Origin of the sequence: Streptomyces sp. NPDC018029, assembly GCF_044327655.1 — a bacterium.
In the GTDB taxonomy this organism is placed as follows: domain Bacteria; phylum Actinomycetota; class Actinomycetes; order Streptomycetales; family Streptomycetaceae; genus Streptomyces.
In genome coordinates this window covers 129,995-147,988 of sequence record NZ_JBIRFV010000010.1, presented here as the reverse complement: position 1 = coordinate 147,988, position 17,994 = coordinate 129,995, and the positions used below count along the sequence as shown (strand labels likewise).

Below are 17,994 nucleotides of genomic sequence, written 5' to 3'. Positions count from 1 at the left end.
GCCGCCTGTCACCGCACGAGTACGAGGACGGGCAGCTCGGCATCAGGAGAGGCCCGGCTCCCGTACGACGTCGAGCACCGCACCGAGCTGCGCCGCGAGGGTGCCCGCGCGGGGCCGCAGGGAACCGTCGAAGGCGGCCGAACCGATCGTGAACGCGTCGGCCCCCGCCGCGGCGAGCTTCCGGATCCGGTCGGCGCCGGTGATGGAACCGGCGACGACCAGCCGTCCGGTGGTCGCGGCGCGGGCGGCACGGACGAGGTCAAGGGGATCGGCTTCGGTGGCGCGGTACGCGAGGAGGTCGACGCCCGCGCAGCCCGCGGCCTCGGCCCGTCGGCAGTCCTCGGCGATGCGGGCCGGGGTTCCGGCGAGACGGGTGGGGTGGCCGAAGGGCGCACCGGCGAAGGGCAGGTAGGCGGTGGACGTGCCGCGCAGGAGAGCGAGGGTCTCCTCGATCCAGGTGCCGCCCATGAGGAGGTCGACGCCGAGTTCGACGGCCGTTCGTGCCGAGGCGAGGGCCTGGTCCCGGTCGGTGCTGACGACCTCCAGGCAGGTGGTGGCCCCGAACTCCCTGAGCGCGGCGTGCAGTCGGGTGAGTGTGCCGCGGTCGACGCCGATGTCCTTGAACCCGATGTGGGTGATGCCGAGGCCCCTGACGGCGTCGACGACGTCGAGGCAGTCGGTGACGGTGCGGTCGTCGCGAGTGAGCATGAAGATGAAGTTCACGGTGCTCCTGCGGTCTTGAGGGCGGATGTGGGGCCCGGGAATCAGCGCGCGGAGAGCCGGTCGGCGTGGTGCAGCGCGGTGAGCAGGCTGGTGTGGTCGGCCCGGCCGCGGCCGGCGATGTCGAAGGCCGTGCCGTGGTCCACGCTGGTGCGGACGAACGGCAGGCCGAGCGTGATGTTCACGCCGTGTTCGAGCCCGAGGTATTTGACGGGGATGAGGCCCTGGTCGTGGTACTGCGCGACCACCGCGTCGAACTCCCCGGCGCGGGCCCGCATGAAGACGGTGTCGGCGGGCCACGGACCGCTGGCCCGGATGCCCTCGCTCCGGGCGGCCCGGACCGCCGGGGCGATGATGTCCGTGTCCTCGCGGCCGAACAGCCCGTTCTCGCCCGCGTGCGGATTGAGGCCCGCGACCGCGATGCGCGGAGCGGCCGGACCGCTCCCCTCCAGCGCGCGGTGGGTGAGCCGGATGACGGCGAGTTCGCGCTCGGTGTCGATCGCGTCGATCGCGGTGCGCAGGGGCTCGTGAACGGTCACAAGGACCACCCGCAGCTCCTCGTTGGCCATCATCATCGCGTAGTCGGTGGTGCCGGACAGGTCGGCCAGGATCTCGGTGTGCCCGGGATGGGGCACACCGCCCAGGCGCAGCGCCTCCTTGTTGATCGGAGCGGTCACCAGGGCGCGTACATGACCGTCCATGGCGAGCCGTGCTCCGCGGCGCACGTACTGGTAGGACGCGCTGCCCGCGCGTGCGTCGAGCGCGCCCCACGGCAGACCGTCGGGAAGGTCGGTCTCGGCGAGCACGTCCACCGTGCCGGACGCGTACTCGGCCTGGGCGATCGAGGCGACCGGGCGGACCGCGAGCCCCGTGCCGGCGAACCGGTCGGCGCGGGTGAGGACGCCCGGGTCGCCGATGACGACGACGGGCACGGTGCGCCGGGGGTCGGCGCACGCCTTCAGGGTGATCTCGGGGCCGATGCCGCAGGGGTCACCCATGCTGAGCGCGAGCGGGATCATGCGGGGGTCTCCTCGGTCGAGGGGTGCTGCACGAGGTGGCACAGGCGCACGAGCAGGTCGTCGTCGCCGAAGCCGCCCGCCTTGACGAGCACGGGCAGGGACGGTCTGCCGAACGGGGTGCCGCGGGCGACGCCGGGTTCGGGCTCGTCGGTCAGGTCGAGCCCGGTGACATCGAGAGCTTCGAGTACGGTCACGGCGGTCTCCCCGCCGGTGACGACGAGGGCGTCCACCAAACCCTGCTCGGTCAGGATGCGGACGGCCGCGGCCAGCGAGCGGGCCAGTGCCCGTGCCGCCACCGGAGTGTGCCGCACGTCGGGCGTCTGGAGGGTGAGGACGGGCGCCGTCAGCTTCCGCAGGGCCTCCGCCGCGGCGGCCGCGTCACCGCCCACGGTGACGCCCCGCACCTCCTCCCGGCCGCGCAACACCGCCAACTGCCGCCGCGTCGCGGGGCTGACGCTGCCGACGGCGACGAGCGGGCGCCGCGCCGGAGGGGGCGGTGCGGCGCTCGCGCCACCGGTGGTCGCGCACCGTCGGGCCAGCGCCGCCGCGAGGCCGGGCGAGCCGACCCACAGCACGTCGTCGAGGCGCGGCACCGCCGCCACGATCCGGTCCAGGTCACTGTCCTGCCGGGCGGAACAGACGATCAGCCGGCCGTCCCGGATCAGCCCGGGCAGCGCGTCCGCCTCGTCCACCCCGACCGGAGCGGCCTCGGGGAAGAGCGTCGTCAGGTCCGCGCACCGCACCGGGTGCACCGGGTCGCGGGCGTACGCGCTCTCATGGACCGGCACACCCCGCACGTACTGCACGCCGCCCACCGTCACCCTGCCCTCCGCGGGAAAGGCGGGCGCGATCACCACGGCCCGTCGCCGCGACCCCTCCCACGCGGCCCTGACCTCCGCCCCGACATGCCCGCGCAGCGTGGAATCCACTGTCTTGAAGAGGAGTTGAGAACCGGCGCACAGGTGTGCCGCCCACCGGGTGCGCGCGGCGGCGGCCGCCTCGTCCAGGAGACGGCTGCCGAGATCGATCGCGGTCACCCCGGGTTCCGGGACGGGCGCCGCGGGAGCGGAAAACAGGATCCGTGCGGCGTGGCCCGTGCGGCGGAAGGGCGCCGCGCCGTCCCCGGCACTGGTGAGGTCGTCCGCAAGGACGGTGACGCGTGGCCCGGGTCCGTCGAGCGATGTCATGCCATGCCTCTCCGTCGGTCGGCTCGCTGTGACGGAATCAATGGTCGTGCAGCCGGAAAGGCCAGGACAAACGATTCCTTGTCACGGGAGCTGTGACTAGAGTTCACGCATGCGCTGGCCGGACCTGCCGCCCCCGAACACCCTGCTGCCTTTCGAGGCCACCGTCCGGCACGCGAGCATGACCGCGGCCGCACAGGAACTGCACGTGACGCACGGCGCGGTGAGCCGGCAGATCCAGAACCTGGAGCGGGCCCTCGGCGTCTCCCTCTTCGAGCGCGGGACGCGCGTCCTGCGCCCGACACCGCAGGCACGCCAACTGGCCGCCGTCGTCAGGGACGCGCTCGACCAGATCGACGCCACCGCCCGGCAGATCTCACGGCGCGCCCCGGCCGGACCGCTCACCCTGTCGTGCGAGCCGACGCTCCTGATGCGCTGGCTCATCCCGCGCCTGCCCGACCTGACGGCGAGCGCGCCGGATGTCACCGTCCACCTGTCCGCAGGGGGCGGCCCGGTCTTCTTCGAACGGGACGGCGTCGACCTCGCGATCCGCCGCGACGACTTCCCGTTCCCCGACGACGTGCACCGCACCCGCCTGTTCGGCGAGCGGATCGGCCCGGTGTGCCGGCCCGACCTCGCGGCCCGTCTCGCCGACGGCACCGGCATGACGGACACCGTTCTCCTGCACGCCGCCACGAGGCCGGGGGCCTGGGACGACTGGCGGCGCCTCACCGGCAGGACGGCGGCCGAGGCCGCGCAGCAGACGCAGACCCTGGAGCACTTCTATCTGACCGTCCAGGCCGCCGTGGCCGGTGTCGGCGTCGCCATCGCGCCGTACGCCGTCGTCCGCGACGACCTGGAGCGGGGTCAACTCGCCGCCCCCTTCGGCTTCGTGGCCGACGGGACCGGCTACCACCTGCTCAGCCTCCGACCGCCCGAGCAGGACCGCCGCGTACACCTGCTGACGTCGTGGCTGCGCACCCGGACGGCCGGACTGGAACCCGGTCAGCCGAGATAGTTCGTGCGGCCTTCGTCGTCGAGCTCGAAGGGGCCGTCGGGGATGATGCAGAACTCATTGCCCTCGGGGTCGGCCATCACCAGGAAGCCGCCGTCGGCGTACTCCTCCAGCCTGCGTCCGCCGAGCGCCTCGACCCGCCGCTGTTCGGCGGCCGGGTCGGGCGAGGAGAGGTCGAAGTGCAGACGGTTCTTGCCGGGCTTCGGGTCGTCGCTGCGCTGGATCCCCACGCCCAGGCCGTTCTCCCGGCGCAGCCATACGTACGGTCCCGTGCGGCCCACGACCGGCCTGTCCAGCAGCTCGGACCAGAACGCGGCGAGCCGCTCGGGGTCGGCGGCGTCGATGATGAGGGCGTTGATCTGCACCAGGTGATCCTCTCGAAGCGTGGTCTTCGGCCGTTCACCCCACACTCGCAGATCGCGCCGCCCACGCCCTAGCTCTCCGAGCCCTCCGCCGACGACGCGATCTCCGCGAGGGAGAGCCCCAGCTCGTCGTGGAGGAAGCGCACGACCGTCCAGTGCGGCAGGGCGTCCTCGTCGTACGGGCCGAACGCGGCGGTGTAGAGGGGGATCCACCGCAGCGCCTCCTCGGCGGCCGTCTCGCGGCCCGGCGCCTGCTGGTAGGCGTCGTAGGACACGCTCCGGTGGTGGATGAAGTGGCCGCCGGGCAGGCGCTGCTCGCACAGCTCCCGGTACTCACGGGTCTGCAGGATGAGGTAGTGCCAGATCTCGTCGATGTCCTGCTCGACGGGGAGGAAGAGACCGCCGAGCCGGTCGGGGTGGCGAGAGACCAGGTAGAGGTAGCGGAGGCATTCGCGGACCTGGTGCCTGATGTACGAGGCGTCCGGGGCGTCGGGCTTCGTCGCGAAGTGCCGGACCACCTCGTCGTACAGGGCGGTGCCGAGCAGCTCCTCGGCGGTGGGCGCGGGCGCGTTCGGCGCGGGTGCGTGCATGGGGGTTTCCTGTCGGTTCGGCGCTAGGACGTGGTCAGCCAGGCGTACTTGCCGGAACGCCCGATCGGGACGTGGGTGACGTGCTCCACACGGCAGGTGCGGCCCGTCAACTCGCTGACGGTCGAGCCGAGTTCGGTGTCCTCGGCGGGGGAGAGAGGCTTCTCGTCGAAGGTCGTGCACCGCAGCACGCACCGGTCCTCGCCCGTCAGGTGCAGTTGGTGCAGGAAGATCCGGGGCGACGCGGCCGTGACCCGCGTGTCGAGGTCGGCCTGTGCGACGGGGCCGCCGGGCGTCGGCAGCAGTTCCTTCTCGCGGCCGCAGAAGGAGACGATCCGCTCGGGGTCCGTGCTTCCGTCGTGGGTGCGGACACAGTCGCCGGACCGGTAGCGGACCAGCGGCATGTACGGATTGCGGATGCTGGTGACGATGAGGCTGTGGATTCCGCTGCCCGGCTCCACCGGGATCAGCTCCACACTCATGTCGTGCAGATAAGGGCGGTAGCGGCCGTCCTCGGCGCTGTAGAAGAGGTAGCCCAGTTCCGTGCTGCCGAAGAGGTCGACGATCGGACAGTCGAAGTGGGCGCGCAGATACGCGCGGACGTTCAGCGGCGTGTACTCGTAGGCGTGGACGATGCCGCCCGGCCGGGGGAACCGGTCCCACAGGTCCCACTCGTCGACCTTCCGGACCAGATGCGCGAGGTGATAGCCGGAGCAGTCCAGGAGGTACGAACCCCGCGGGTGCGCGGCGCTCACCTCGCGGATCTCGGCGAGCATGCGCTCGACCTCGGCACGGTCCCAGTCCGCCGGGTCCAGACGGCGGTTGAGGTACAACGTCCGGTCGTCGAGCCAGCGTTCGCCCGGGGTGGCCCCCGGCTTACGGGCGTTGACGCGCGCCACGTGCTCGGTGGCGAGGACGGTGGTCAGTGAGATCCGCCGGGCGCCCTCGTGCCAGAGGGGACCGAGGTCGGGGTGTTCGCTCCACAGCCGGTAGTAGGAGCGGAGCAGGAAGTACGGCGGCCGGATGAGCTGCATGCGGGCGTGGTTGGTGCCGGTGGACAGCACGAACTCCGCCTCGCCGGATTCCAGGGCGCGTTCGAGCCCGGGGGTCATCCAGTTGGCCGGGAAGTCCCGGGCGATCTCCGGCTTCTCCAGGATCGGGAAGTCGCGGCGCTCGACGGACGCGCGGTAGAGGGGGATGTCCCGGACCTTCTCCAGGACGTCGGCGCTCGGCAGGCGGTTCAAGGGGGCTCCGGGGGTACGGGGGGGGGGTGGGGAGTGAGGGGCGGGGGGGGGGGCGGCGGGGGCCCCCCCCCCCCCGGGGCACGCGGGACGCGGTACAACCCGGCTTTGCCGGGGGGGGGGTGGCGCCGCGCGTAGGGGGCGGGCGGGGGGGGGGGGGGGGGGGGGGGGCCGGGGCCCCCCCCCCCCCCGCCGGGTCACTGCGTCAGGAGATACAGCCGGTCTTGCCGGTGGCGCTGATGCAGCCGCTCTTCGGCGTCGCGCTGATGCAGCCTTCCTTCACGCCCTGGGCGGAGTTGGCGGCGACCCACTTCTGCCACACGGACTCCTCCGTCATGCGCTTGATGAGCTGTTCCACGGTGAAACCTCCATGGTTGACCGGCACGCTGTGCCGAGGGGTGGGACACCGGGTGGCGAGCATGTCGCGCTCGCCACCCGGAGCAGGGGGAATTCGTAGAGCGGCAGGTGGTGTGAGGGGGGCGTCAGGCCCCGGCCTCGGCCACCGGACGTGTCTTCATCCGGACGGCTTCCGTACCGCTGTCGTTGTGCCGCAGGGCCCAGTTCTCCAGCGTCGTGCGGCAGGCGTGGTCCAGGTGCCGGACCTCTGTGAGGTCCAGCTCGATGGGCCGGTCCTGCGGCATGGCTTCCAGCGTCTCCAGGATGCGGGGGAGCCGCAGGAACGTGGCGTTCCCGGTGAGGGTCACCACCATCCGCCCGTCGGTCAACTCCCGTACGTCCAGGTGGATGTGGGAGGTCTCCCAGGCGGCCTTGACCACGGCGAGGACCAGGCCGAGCACGACGCCCTCGAACATGTTGGTCACCACGATGGCGATCGCCGTGACGGAGAGGACCACGGCCTCGCCGCGGTGGGCGCGGGCGAGCGGGACGATCTCCTTGAAGGGGATCAGCTTGCAGCCCGCGTGCACCAGGACGCCGGCGAGCGCCGCCAGCGGGATGATGCCGAGCGCGGCAGGCAGGAGCACCGCGAACAGCAGGAGCCACACGCCGTGCAGGATCCGGGAGAGAGGGGTGCGGGCGCCCGCCTGGACGTTGGCGGAGCTGCGGACGATGACCGCGGTCATCGGCAGGGCGCCGAGCACCCCGCACACCGTGTTGCCGACGCCCTGGGCGACGAGCTCCTTGTCGTACTGCGTGCGCGGCCCGTCGTGCATGCGGTCCACGGCCGCCGCGCTGAACAGCGACTCGGCCGACGCGATCAGGGTGAACGCGAGGACGGTGCCGAGCACGGCCACGGTGCCCAGGTCCGCCAGGTCGCCGAGGCCGGGCGGCTGGATGGCGTCGACCATGCCGCGCACCGACACGTTGGCCACGTCGAGGCCGAATCCGGCGGTGACGGCGGTGGCGAGCGCGACGGCGGCCAGCGGGGCGGGCACCACGCGCGCCGCGGCGGGCAGTTTCGGCCAGAGGACGAGGACGGCGATGGTGCCGATGCCGAGGGCGGCGGCGGTCAGTGCCGTGGTGTCCTGCACGGTGTCGGCGAGCAGCCCGGGCACTCCGGTGATCTTGTCGACACCGGAGCGCGGCTGCTCGGCCCCGGCCATGGTGTACAGCTGGCCGAAGATCAGCACGAGGCCGATGCCCGCCAGCATGCCCTGGACGACGGAGACGGATATCGCGCGGAACCAGCGCCCGCAGCGGAGCAGGCCGAGGACGATCTGGAGCGCTCCGGTGAGGAGCACGATGGCGCCCAGCATGCTGAGCCCGAACTCGCGTACGGCTTCGAAGACCAGCACGGTCAGTCCGGCGGCGGGTCCGCTCACCTGCAGGGCGCTGCCCGGCAGGCAGCCGACGACGATTCCGCCGACGATGCCGGTGACGAGGCCGAGCTCGGCCGGCACACCGGAGGCGACCGCCACGCCGACGCACAGCGGCAGGGCGACCAGGAAGACGACGAGTGAGGCGAGTATGTCCCGACGCAGCACGCCCGGTTCGCGCAGGGCGCTGAAGGGCGAGCGGAGGGGGGAGGAAGGGGAAGGAAGCGAGGACATGAGGGTGGGGGTCCTGTCGTGTGGGTGGGCCGGTCAGGGGAGAGCGGCGGCACTCACAGAGGACTGAACGACGGCCGGCCGGTGTCCGACGGCCGGTGGGCGGTGACGGTGCCCGTGTGGACTTCGTAGTACCAGGCGTGCAGCGTGAGTGAGCCTTCGGCGAGGCGCTCCTGGACGCAGGGGTACGCCCGCAGCCGCTCCACCTGGGCGAGCACGTGTGTCTGCACGGCTTCCGCCACGTCCGCCGAGGTGGGGGTGAGGGAGCGCAGGGCGTCGTCGGGGGCGACGGAGTGCTCCAGCCAGTCGCGCACCGCCGGCACGGCCGACAGGTCCTCGCGCCGCACCAGCGCGCCCACCGCGCCGCAGTGGGAGTGTCCGCAGACGACGATGTCGCGGACGCCGAGGACGCACACCGCGTACTCGATGGTGGCTGCCTCGCTCATGGGGCCGCTGTCGGGGTGCGTGCCGCCGGCGGGGTAGGGCGGGACGATGTTGCCCGCCGTGCGGAGCTCGAAGAGTTCGCCCGGGCGTGCTCCGGTGATCAGGGCCGGTACGACGCGTGAGTCCGAGCACGTGACGAACAGGGCTTCCGGTGACTGCCCGGCGCCGAGGGCCTGGAATGCCGCTGCGTTCCGGGGGTCTGCCACGTGCGTCGTGGCGAACGAACGGGCGTTGGCTATCAGTGACTTCAAGGTGGCCTGCCTCCTGCGTCGCTTCGGCGGTGCCGGGACGCGGTGTGGTCGGGTCGATGGTGACGGTGGGGCGGCACGGGCCCGCCGTGACGGCGGGTCGCTGTCGCCCCGGTCAGCCTGTACGGCTGTCGTGTCACCCACTTTGCCATCGCATTACGGTGAGATGACAGAGCAAAATCCTGCCAAAGGTTGAGTAATAAGCGCCCCTCAACTGGGAATTGATCCAGTAATCAACCGTTGGGTAAAGATCGTGGGGGAGGTTGTGTGCGGTATGTGAAGCGATTCCGTTCGCCCGGCATTGCAGTCGCACCGCTGCGACGGACCGCCGCCGGGCACGTAGAGGAGAGTTGCACAAGGCATGCCGGAAACCTCGTTCCAGGGTCAGGCCGTCGACACCGAACCGGCTCCGCACGTGTTTCTCGTCGTCGGCATTCCGGGATCCGGGAAGAGTTCGGTGTCGGACGGCCTGGCCCGGCGGTTTCCCCTCGGAGCGCACATCGAGGGTGACCACCTCCAGGACCTCATCGTCTCGGGCGGCCGCCTGCCCACGCCGGAGGAGGACGTGGAGGCGGACCGCCAACTGCTGCTGCGGGCACGCAACGCGGCGGCCTTGGCGCGCAGCTTCCACGCGGCCGGTGTCGTGCCCGTCATCGACGACGTCGTCGTCCGGCGCGCGCACCTGGAGTTCTACCGGGAGCACCTGAAGGGCCTGCCGCTGCGGCTGATCGTGCTCGCGCCCTCGGTGAAGGTCGTGTCCCGGCGGCTCACCGCACGGGACAAGGTCCTCGCGGACGACTGGTCCTTCCTGGACCGGGCGATGCGGAACGAACTCGCGGGCGAGGGCGAGTGGTTCGACAGCTCGGAGATGTCTCTGGACGAGACGATCGACGCCATCCGCAACGGCCCGCCCTCGACGCGTGCGGCCCGCGTCAGCGGACGGTGACCTGCACGACGTTCGAGACGGCGCCCCCGCCGACGATGCGGATCTTGTTGAGGCCCTTGATGCCGAGCTTGACCCGCAGGTTGTAGGCCCCGGCCCTGTTGGTCTTCATCCGGATCGGCAGCGACACCCAGCGCTTCTTCTGCAGTTGCTGCAGCGTCACCTGCGTCCCCGCCCGCATCCCGGTGCTGGAGCCGTAGACCCGGAACTGCTCCCACGCCTTGATCGATCTGACCGTGGCCTTCGCCGTCAGGGTCGCTTTCTTGGGTGCCGCGTGCTGACCGTGGGCGGGGGCTGCCGGGTCGGCGACGGCCAGGGACGCGGTCACCGGGGCGGCGCAGAGCAGCAGGCCGGCGGAGAGGGCGACGGTACGGGACAGGGCGGGACGCATGAGCACTCCAGGGTGGGTTCGGTGTACGACCCGCCCACCGTAGGGAGAAAAAGGGCTTTTCTACTGAAATGACATGCGGAGAAACGGGTGGCGCGCGAGAGCGGCCGCGCCTTGGTGGGACAGAGACGCGGCCGCTCACATGCTCGGCTCAGCGCGCGGCCCAGGCCAGCACGCCACCGAGGACGAACAGCAGGCACATGGCGATGTTGGTCCGCTTGTAGGCGACGAGGACGGCGGCGAACTCGCGGATCGTCGCGTTGGGCCAGAAGTACGCCGCCGTGGTCGAGCCGACGACCTGGCCCCTGACGCCGAGCCGCCGGGCCGTGAGCGCGGCCCTGAACGCGTGGTAGTTGTTCGTCACGACGACGCACCGGTAGCCCGGATCGGACTTCTCCATGATCGCCTTGCTGAACCGCAGGTTCTCCTCGGTCGTCGTCGACCGGTCCTCGCGTTCGATCAGGTCGGCGGGGAAGCCGCGCTCCGTCAGGAAGTCGGCCATCGCGTGGGACTCCGGCACGTCCTCGTCCGGCCCCTGCCCTCCGGACGTGATGAGAACGGGCGCGCCACCGCGCTTGCTGAGCAGCGCGTGCACCTCCTGCGCCCGCAGGAGCCGGCTCGCCAGCAGCGGCGGCACCGTGGACCCGCCGATGAGGCCGGAGCCCAGCACGACCACGAAGTCGGCCTTGCGGCGGATGCGCAGCCGGCCGTAGAGGAACGCGTACACGACGAAACTCAGGAACAGGAACGAGATGTAACAGGTGAGGCCGAGTGCCGCCACGCCCACGCCGATCATCACCGGCGTCCGCAGGACGGCGGCCGTGACCACCAGGGCCACGACGGCGACGATGCACAGGGCACCCATCAGGGAAAGCATGTTGGTGGGGCTTCTGCCCTCCTTGCGCACCATCCGCAGGCCGTTGAGGAAGAGCAGCCACACGAGCACGAGGATGCCCACGCCACCCAGGGCGAGCAGCGAGACGGCGACGACCAGCCCCGATGTGGAGCCGGACGAGACCAGTTCGTACATCCAGGCCGCAAGCCCGCAGAGCGCGGCGAGCCCGAGCAGCACCGCGTTGCCGAACCGGCGGCGCTCGCGCACCATGCGCCAGCAGAAGGCGAGGAAGAGCAGCGCCGCCGGGGCGTAGATCAAAGTCCGCACAGTCACAGTCGGCTCAGCGGATCACGTCGAAGACGTTCTTCTGCAGGCCGTTGGCGTAGGCCTCGTGCTCGACGAGCTTCAACTTCTGGGTGTCCTTGTCCGTGTCGCTGAACAGCCGCTTCCCCGCGCCGAGCAGCAGGGGGAACACGAGCAGGTGGTAGCGGTCGATGAGGCCGGCGTCCGAGAGGCTCCGGTTGAGGGCGGCGCTGCCGTGCACGATGATCGGGCCGCCCTCCGTCTCCTTCAGCGCGGCGACCTCGTCGAGCGAGCGCAGGATCGTCGTCTCGCCCCAGTCCGCCACCAGGTCGCCCTCGCCGAGGGTGGTGGAGACGACGTACTTGGGCATCGACTTGTAGTCGGCGAAGTCCGCCATGTCGGGCCAGACCTGGCTGAACGCCTCGTAGCTGACCCGGCCCAGCAGCATCGCGGTGGCCTCCTGCTGCTCCCGGCCCTTGATCTCGAACGCCTCCGGGACGAACTCGATGTCCTTGAACGTCCACCCGGAGTTCCGGTAACCGGGCTCGCCGCCGGGGGCCTCCACGACGCCGTCGAGCGAGACGAAGGCGGTGCTGATCAGCGTGCGCATCTGAGTTCTCCTGAAGGTCTGGGCCGTCGATTATCACTGATGACCGCGGGACGTGGAGAAACTCATCGATCTTCGCCCGCCTCGTCGGGCGCGCGCCGGGTCAGCGGCGTCCGCGCAGCCGGGAGAGGAGCGAACGGGCCTGCGCGCGCTTGCGCGGGTCGGCGGCGGCCCGGCGCACGGAACTGACGGTCCGTCGGCCCTGCGGGGTGCGGCTGTACGCCCTGATGCGTGCGAGCAGTCCGGCCATGAGGTCCTCCTGGGGCTCTCACCGCCGAGGCGGTGGGTGTCGTCGGGTTGTCTCGGGATTCCTGTTCCCCGTACCCCGAGCGGATCCTCGAAACCGTGTCTGAGTGTGTGCATTGGGGGCAGCCGGAAGGCATGGCTGTTCTCAGGAAATGCGCACGCCCGATGCTCGCCTCCGTCTTCGTCACCGGCGGGCTGCACACGCTCAGGGACCCGCAGCGCGTGGCCCCGGCCGCCGAGCCCGTCACGGCTCCGGTGAGCTCCCGCATCCCCTGGCTCACGGAGGATCCGGAGCGCCTCGTCCGCATCAACGGTGCCGTACAGCTGGGCGCCGGCCTGATGCTCGCCACCGGGCGGCTGCCGCGCGTGGCCGCCCTCGCGCTGGCGGGCACCCTCGTGCCGACCACCCTGGCCGGGCACGCCTGGTGGAAGGAGAAGGACCCCGAGCAGCGGGCCGCCCAGCGCACCCAGTTCATCAAGAACGTCTCGCTGCTCGGAGGGCTGCTGCTGGCGGCGGCCGACACCCACGGCAAGCCGTCGGTCGCGTACCGCACCCGGAGCGCGGCGGTCAGCGGCCGACGGGCGGCCCGCCGCACCCGGCGCGAGGCCGCGCACACGCTGAGCGGCGTGGCGGGGAACGCGGCCGGGGCGGTCCGCTCGGCGTCCGCGAGCGCCCAGCAGGCCGTCACGCGCCACTTGTGAGTGCCGGGGGTTCCGGGGGTGATTCACCCATCAACTCCGGGGCACCCGGGGGCTTATGACGATACGTGAAGAGCCGGGCGGCGAGCCCGGCATGGGGGAGATGGAGCGCGGTACCGCGCAGCGTCTCGAGGCACGCCACCGGATGTGGACGCTCGCGTGGAGCGCCCTGTGCGTTCTGTTCGCCGTGTGGTCGCTGGCCTGGGGGGTCGGCGCGGCGACGGGCGCGTCCAACGCGTGGGCGTACAGCTTCGCCGGACTCGTGCTGCTGGCGTGCGCGCTGTGGGCGCGCCGCTCGGCCGTCCGCAACAGCCCGCCGCGGCATCTGTGACGGACGGCCGGGCACCTGTGACGGGCGGCCGCGGCGGCACCCATGACGGACGGCCGCGCCGCTCCCCAGGTGTGTAACGGGCATACGCGGATACGCTCCACATATGAGACATCATGATCTCCTTGTCCTCGGCGCGGGCACCGGCAACGCGCTGATCGACGACCGCTTCTCGCATCTGGACGTGGCTCTCGTCGCGGAGGGCCCCTTCGGCGGCACCTGCCTGAACGTGGGCTGCATCCCCAGCAAGATGCTCGCCGTGACGGCGGAAGTGGCCGACACCGTCCGCGAGGCCGAACGGCACAACGTACGGGCGAAACCCGACGGAGTCTCTTGGGCGGGCGTCCAGGAACGCGTCTTCGGGCGGCTCGACGCCGTCGCGCGCGAAGGCGAGGAAGGCCGCCGTGCGTCGGACTTCGTGACCGTGTACCGCGGGCGCGCCCGGTTCACCGGGGAGCGCGAGCTCCTGGTGGAGACGGCGGACGGGACGGAACAGGTCGGCGCGGACCGGATCGTCGTCGTCGCGGGCGGCCGCCCCGCGGTCCCGCCGGTGGTCGCGGAGTCCGGGCTGCCCTACGAGACGTCCGACACCGTGATGCGGCTCGACGAGGTTCCCGAGCGCATGGTGGTGCTCGGCGGCGGCTACATCGCCGCCGAACTGGCACACGTCTTCCACGCCGCGGGCACCGCGGTCACCGTCGTCGAGCAGCAGGACCGGCTGCTCTCCGAGCAGGACGAGTCGATCGCGGCGGCCTTCACCGACATCGTGCGCGACAGCTTCGACCTGCGTCTCGGCCGGGAGCTGACGCGCGTGGAGGGAAGCCCCGGACAGCTGCGGCTGACTCTCGACGACGGTTCCGTCCTCGAAGCGGACACGTTGCTCGTCGCCGCTGGCCGCAAGCCGAACAGCGACCGGCTCGACCTGGACCGGGCCGGCATCACCTGCGACGACAAGGGCCTGATCGAGGTCGACGCGCAGCTGCGCACCAGCGCCGCCGGGGTCTGGGCGCTCGGCGACATCGCCGCCGGGCCGCCCTTGAAGCACGTGGCCAACCGCGAGGGCGAGGTGGTGGCCCACAATCTGCTGCACCCCGACGAGCCGCGCACGATGTCCTACGACGTCGTGCCCGCCGCCGTGTTCGCGCGCCCCGAGATCGCCCAGGTGGGGCTCACCGAGCAGGAGGCCCGTGAACAGGGCCGGGACTACGTGGTCGGTTCGTGCCGGTACGAGGATGTGGCGTACGGCTGGGCGCTCGAGGACGGCCAGGGCTTCTGCAAGGTGCTGGCCGACCGGGGATCGGGCCGTCTGCTCGGCGCGCACGTGCTCGGCCCGCAGGCCGCCACGCTCATCCAGCCGCTGGTCCTCGCCATGACCTTCGGTCTTTCGGCCCGGGACGTCGCCGCCCGTCCGCTGTGGATCCATCCGGCCCTCGCCGAGGTCGTCGAGAACGCTCTCCTCGATGTGGCGCCCGACAACCGGCGGCGACCACCGTCCATGTGACGCGGCGACAGCTGAGGCAGATCCACGGGAGGCCCTTTGGAGGGCCTCCCGTTTGCATGCCATGACCAAGATTAAGTTAGGTTAGCCTTGCCTCAGTACGCAGGGGTCGACGGGCCTGCCGTGCTGTCGGCACCCGTTTTCGAAGGAGAGCCATCCGATGAGCCAGACCCTGTCGCCCGAGCGCGTCCGCGCCGACATCGCGGAGCTGCTCGACTGCGAGCCCACCGAGATCGCTCCCGGCGACGACCTCTTCGACCTCGGTCTCGACTCGGTGCGGATCATGACGCTGGTCCAGCGCTGGCGTGCGGCGGGGGCGACCACGCTGGAGTTCCCCGACCTCGCCGAGCAGCCCGAACTCGGCCACTGGACGGAGCTCCTGACGGGGCGTGCCGCGTGAGCCGCGTCGACCACCGGCACCGGCACCTGGACCGGATCGCCGAGGTCCGCGCGGGCCTGCACGCCGAGAAGGTGGGCTACCCGATCGGCATCCGGGAGGTCGAGGTCGTCCGCACCGCCATGGTCGGCACCGGTCTGCTGAGGCTGACCCTGGGCGGGCCCGGCACCGAGGGGTTCGAGGCGCACGCCCCGGATGAGCACGTGAAGCTCGTGTTCCCGGAGCCGGACGGCTCGCTGCGGCTGCCCGAGCGGAACGGGGCGATGCTGCGCTGGCCGCGACCTGCCCCCACCTCGCGGGAGTACACCGTGCGCCGGTACGACCCGGTGACCGGTGAGCTCGACATCGACATCGTGCCGCACGACGGCGGGCTCGCGTCGGACTGGGCGCACGCGGTCGAGCCGGGAGCCGTCGTGCACGTCGCCGGACCGCCCGGCGGGCTGATCGTGCCGCACACCTACGACCGCTATCTCCTCGCGGGCGACATCACGGCGCTGCCCGCGATCGCGCGCTGGCTGGAGGAACTGCCCCGGACGGCGCGGGGCTGGGCGTTCGTCGAAGTCGCCGACGCCGGCGAGGAGATCGAGCTGTCCGCGCCCGAGGGCGTCGAGGTGCGCTGGCTGCACCGGGGCGGCGTCCCGGCGGGCACGGGTGGCGCGCTGGAACGGGCCGTGACCGCCGTGACCGTGCCCGAGGGCGAGCGGGTCTACGTGTGGGTCGCCGGCGAGGCCGGGCAGATCAAGCCGCTGCGCCGCTGGGTCCGCGACGTGCTCGGGCTGGACAAGGCCGATCACGACATCACCGGCTACTGGAAGCGCGGCGTCGCCGACTTCGACGAAGACGACCACTGACCCACTGTCACTGATGCCTCATCCAAGCAACAAGGAGCGTAAAAACATGTCCATACGCAGATCGTCGGCCCTGGTCGGCGCCGTGGCGCTGGCCCTGGTGGTGACCGGATGCGGGTCGTCGGACGGTGGCTCGGACGACTCGGGCAAGGGGAAGACCCGGGTCTTCGCCGCCGACAACGGCAAGATCACCATCCCGGCCGACCCGAAGCGTGTGGTGGCCACCGGCTACGCCGTCCCGGCCATGATCGAGGGCGGCGCCCCGCTCGTCGGCATCTCGTCGTGGAAGCGCGGCGAGCCGATGATGAGCAAGCAGGACCTCGCCACGTACAAGAAGACGCCCAAGGTGGCGGGCGAGCTGGCGACCGAGACCAACTACGAGGCCATCGCCGAGGCCGAGCCCGACCTGATCGTCATCGGCGTCCCCGCCCCGGTGCTCGGTGACATCGACGTCAAGCGGCTCGAGGGCATCGCCCCGGTCGTGGCGATCGGCCCGACCGTGCCGTCCGCGTGGCGCAAACTGACGCACAAGCAGTCCGACGCGGCGGGCGCGCTCAAGAAGTTCGACGTCGCAAAGGCCACGTACGAGGCCAAGGCCGGCGAGCTGGCCAAGAAGTACAAGGACGTGCTCCCGAAGCTCAAGCTCGGGCACGTCGGCGCGTACGGCGAGACCGCGAAGGGCACCTTCCAGCGGGAGTTCGGCGGTTCGTGGGGCACCAACATCGCCGAGGACGTCGGCGCCAAGTACTACGGCAAGGTCAAGAAGCCGGGACCCGGTTCGAAGGCGGTCAGTGAGTACCCGTCCATCGAGGAGCTCCCGGCCGCGCTCGGCAAGGCCGACGCCATCACCTACTCGGTCAACGCCGACGGCAGCATCCCCAAGCCGGTGAAGTACGTCATGGACTCGAAGCTCTGGAAGAACCTGCCCGCCGTCAAGGCCGGCAAGACCTTCCCGATCCGCTACACCGAGGCCGCGACCTACGGGCAGGCCATGAAGACCCTGGACGCGATCGACACGTCGTTCGCGCCCCTCCTGAAGCGGTGACCGTCGCGGGCCGCGCCTCCGAGGCGGCCGTGACCAGACGGGCCGTCCCGCAGACCGGCCTGCTCATCGGCGGCCTCGTGCTGCTGGCCGTCGTCGCCGTGCTCAGCATCGGCGTCGGAGCCCGCTCCGTCGCACCCGGCGAGGTCCTGCGGGCCCTCTTCGACTACCGGGGCACCGACGACCACGTGGTCGTGCGCGACGTCCGGGCACCACGGGCGCTGCTCGCCGTCGCGGTGGGCGCCGCCCTCGCGGTGGCGGGCGCGCTCATCCAGACCTTGGCCCGCAACCCGCTGGCCGAGCCCGGCATCCTCGGGGTCACCGCGGGCGCCGGATTCTCCATCACCATCGGCTCGGCACTCGGCCTGACGGCCGGTCAGGCCGGCGAACTGGGCTTCGCGGTCCTCGGCTCCGTCGGCGCGGCGCTCCTCGTCGCCGCCGTCGGACGGCACTCGCCGCTGCGTCTGGTGCTCGCCGGCGTGGCCCTGACCGCCGTCCTGAGCGGCGTCGCACTGGGTCTGCGGCTGATGCTCCCCGACACCTTCGACGCGTACCGGTTCTGGTCGGTCGGCTCCCTCGCGGCACGCGAACAGGCGCCGCTGGCCCTGCCGTTGACCGTCATCGGGGCCGCCCTGATCGGCGCCCTGCTGCTGAGCCGGGCGCTCAACGCCCTGTCGCTCGGCGAGACCGTCGCGCACACCCTGGGCGCGAACGTCAGCCGGGTGCGGGTCGCCGCGCTCGTGCTGATCACCGTGCTCAGCGGCGCGGCGACAGCGGTCGCGGGACCGATCCTCTTCGTCGGCCTGATTGTGCCGCACCTGGTACGCAGACCCGCCGGAGGCTCGGTGCCGTGGCTCATCCTCCACTCGATGGTGCTCGGCCCGATCCTGCTCCTCGTCGCCGACATCGGCTCGCGGGTGCTGCTCCCCACCGGCGAGGTGCCGGTGGCCGTCGTGACCGCGTTCCTCGGCGGACCCATGCTGATCTGGGCCGTCCGCCGCTACGGGGCGGGGGCACTGTGAGCACACTCGTAC

22 protein-coding genes are annotated in these 17,994 nt (G+C 71.6%); 9 read left to right on the top strand and 13 right to left on the bottom strand.

Features of this window, described 5'->3' with window-relative positions:
- Positions 1–42: 42 nt before the first annotated feature.
- From ACH4D5_RS29055 to ACH4D5_RS29045, 3 genes are read right to left on the bottom strand one after another with little or no spacing between them, the layout of a single operon-like run.
- On the bottom strand, positions 43–723 hold the full coding sequence (locus ACH4D5_RS29055) for a HisA/HisF-related TIM barrel protein (protein WP_398308066.1): 681 nt from the start codon (positions 721–723) through the stop codon (positions 43–45).
- 41 nt (positions 724–764) lie between these two features.
- Positions 765–1,739: a 4-hydroxythreonine-4-phosphate dehydrogenase PdxA gene (gene pdxA / locus ACH4D5_RS29050; RefSeq protein ID WP_398308064.1), complete on the bottom strand. Its 975-nt coding sequence runs from the start codon at positions 1,737–1,739 to the stop codon at positions 765–767.
- Positions 1,736–2,926 (bottom strand): four-carbon acid sugar kinase family protein, encoded by a 1,191-nt coding sequence (locus tag ACH4D5_RS29045; RefSeq protein WP_398308062.1) that lies wholly within the window; start codon positions 2,924–2,926, stop codon positions 1,736–1,738. The genes pdxA and ACH4D5_RS29045 overlap by 4 nt, the downstream gene beginning before the upstream one ends.
- Positions 2,927–3,035: 109 nt before the next feature.
- On the opposite strand from ACH4D5_RS29045, the gene ACH4D5_RS29040 reads away from it, so the two are divergent.
- Positions 3,036–3,941 (top strand): LysR family transcriptional regulator, encoded by a 906-nt coding sequence (locus tag ACH4D5_RS29040; RefSeq protein ID WP_398308060.1) that lies wholly within the window; start codon positions 3,036–3,038, stop codon positions 3,939–3,941.
- On the opposite strand, the gene ACH4D5_RS29035 is transcribed toward ACH4D5_RS29040, so the two are convergent.
- The 6 genes from ACH4D5_RS29035 to ACH4D5_RS29010 all read right to left on the bottom strand — a co-directional run bounded on the left by ACH4D5_RS29035 (position 3,929) and on the right by ACH4D5_RS29010 (position 8,829).
- The gene (locus ACH4D5_RS29035; RefSeq protein ID WP_398308058.1) at positions 3,929–4,303 is read right to left on the bottom strand and encodes a VOC family protein; all 375 of its coding nucleotides are present in this window, start codon (positions 4,301–4,303) and stop codon (positions 3,929–3,931) included. The two genes, ACH4D5_RS29040 and ACH4D5_RS29035, sit on opposite strands and share 13 nt — an antisense overlap.
- 68 nt (positions 4,304–4,371) lie before the next feature.
- Positions 4,372–4,890: a hypothetical protein gene (locus ACH4D5_RS29030; RefSeq protein WP_398308056.1), complete on the bottom strand. Its 519-nt coding sequence runs from the start codon at positions 4,888–4,890 to the stop codon at positions 4,372–4,374.
- A gap of 23 nt (positions 4,891–4,913) precedes the next feature.
- Positions 4,914–6,131 carry a hypothetical protein gene (locus tag ACH4D5_RS29025; protein WP_398308054.1) on the bottom strand — a complete coding sequence of 406 codons (1,218 nt, stop codon included), beginning with the start codon at positions 6,129–6,131 and terminating at the stop codon, positions 4,914–4,916.
- A gap of 202 nt (positions 6,132–6,333) precedes the next feature.
- A complete protein-coding gene (locus ACH4D5_RS29020) occupies positions 6,334–6,486 on the bottom strand; it encodes a hypothetical protein (protein WP_398308052.1) in 153 nt (50 codons plus the stop codon).
- A gap of 124 nt (positions 6,487–6,610) precedes the next feature.
- The gene (locus ACH4D5_RS29015) at positions 6,611–8,137 is read right to left on the bottom strand and encodes a SulP family inorganic anion transporter (protein ID WP_398308050.1); all 1,527 of its coding nucleotides are present in this window, start codon (positions 8,135–8,137) and stop codon (positions 6,611–6,613) included.
- 53 nt (positions 8,138–8,190) lie between these two features.
- Entirely contained in the window at positions 8,191–8,829 is a 639-nt protein-coding gene (locus tag ACH4D5_RS29010; RefSeq protein ID WP_398308048.1) for a carbonic anhydrase, read from the bottom strand.
- Between the two features lie 358 nt (positions 8,830–9,187).
- On the opposite strand from ACH4D5_RS29010, the gene ACH4D5_RS29005 reads away from it, so the two are divergent.
- Positions 9,188–9,772, top strand: coding sequence for an AAA family ATPase (locus tag ACH4D5_RS29005; protein WP_398308046.1), 585 nt, complete (start codon positions 9,188–9,190; stop codon positions 9,770–9,772).
- Here the strand turns inward: ACH4D5_RS29005 and ACH4D5_RS29000 are convergent.
- The 4 genes from ACH4D5_RS29000 to ACH4D5_RS28985 all read right to left on the bottom strand — a co-directional run bounded on the left by ACH4D5_RS29000 (position 9,759) and on the right by ACH4D5_RS28985 (position 12,152).
- Complete coding sequence (locus ACH4D5_RS29000) at positions 9,759–10,160, bottom strand: hypothetical protein (RefSeq protein ID WP_398308044.1); 402 nt, start codon at positions 10,158–10,160, stop codon at positions 9,759–9,761. The two genes, ACH4D5_RS29005 and ACH4D5_RS29000, sit on opposite strands and share 14 nt — an antisense overlap.
- A gap of 148 nt (positions 10,161–10,308) precedes the next feature.
- Positions 10,309–11,262, bottom strand: coding sequence for a YdcF family protein (locus ACH4D5_RS28995; RefSeq protein WP_398308457.1), 954 nt, complete (start codon positions 11,260–11,262; stop codon positions 10,309–10,311).
- A gap of 70 nt (positions 11,263–11,332) precedes the next feature.
- On the bottom strand, positions 11,333–11,905 hold the full coding sequence (locus ACH4D5_RS28990) for a dihydrofolate reductase family protein (protein ID WP_398308042.1): 573 nt from the start codon (positions 11,903–11,905) through the stop codon (positions 11,333–11,335).
- A gap of 100 nt (positions 11,906–12,005) precedes the next feature.
- Positions 12,006–12,152, bottom strand: coding sequence for a hypothetical protein (locus tag ACH4D5_RS28985; protein ID WP_362989886.1), 147 nt, complete (start codon positions 12,150–12,152; stop codon positions 12,006–12,008).
- A 131-nt stretch (positions 12,153–12,283) separates the two neighbouring features.
- On the opposite strand from ACH4D5_RS28985, the gene ACH4D5_RS28980 reads away from it, so the two are divergent.
- From ACH4D5_RS28980 to ACH4D5_RS28950, 7 genes are all read left to right on the top strand, one after another.
- Entirely contained in the window at positions 12,284–12,850 is a 567-nt protein-coding gene (locus ACH4D5_RS28980; protein ID WP_398308040.1) for a DoxX family protein, read from the top strand.
- Between the two features lie 55 nt (positions 12,851–12,905).
- Entirely contained in the window at positions 12,906–13,178 is a 273-nt protein-coding gene (locus ACH4D5_RS28975) for a hypothetical protein (RefSeq protein ID WP_398308038.1), read from the top strand.
- 103 nt (positions 13,179–13,281) lie between these two features.
- The gene (locus ACH4D5_RS28970; RefSeq protein ID WP_398308036.1) at positions 13,282–14,676 is read left to right on the top strand and encodes a mycothione reductase; all 1,395 of its coding nucleotides are present in this window, start codon (positions 13,282–13,284) and stop codon (positions 14,674–14,676) included.
- A 157-nt stretch (positions 14,677–14,833) separates the two neighbouring features.
- Entirely contained in the window at positions 14,834–15,073 is a 240-nt protein-coding gene (locus ACH4D5_RS28965; RefSeq protein ID WP_398308034.1) for a phosphopantetheine-binding protein, read from the top strand.
- Positions 15,070–15,921, top strand: a complete 852-nt coding sequence (locus ACH4D5_RS28960) for a siderophore-interacting protein (protein WP_398308032.1) — start codon at positions 15,070–15,072, stop codon at positions 15,919–15,921. The genes ACH4D5_RS28965 and ACH4D5_RS28960 overlap by 4 nt, the downstream gene beginning before the upstream one ends.
- 46 nt (positions 15,922–15,967) lie before the next feature.
- The gene (locus ACH4D5_RS28955) at positions 15,968–16,963 is read left to right on the top strand and encodes an ABC transporter substrate-binding protein (RefSeq protein ID WP_398308030.1); all 996 of its coding nucleotides are present in this window, start codon (positions 15,968–15,970) and stop codon (positions 16,961–16,963) included.
- Positions 16,960–17,982, top strand: coding sequence for a FecCD family ABC transporter permease (locus ACH4D5_RS28950; protein WP_398308028.1), 1,023 nt, complete (start codon positions 16,960–16,962; stop codon positions 17,980–17,982). The genes ACH4D5_RS28955 and ACH4D5_RS28950 overlap by 4 nt, the downstream gene beginning before the upstream one ends.
- The last annotated feature ends 12 nt before the right edge of the window (positions 17,983–17,994 follow it).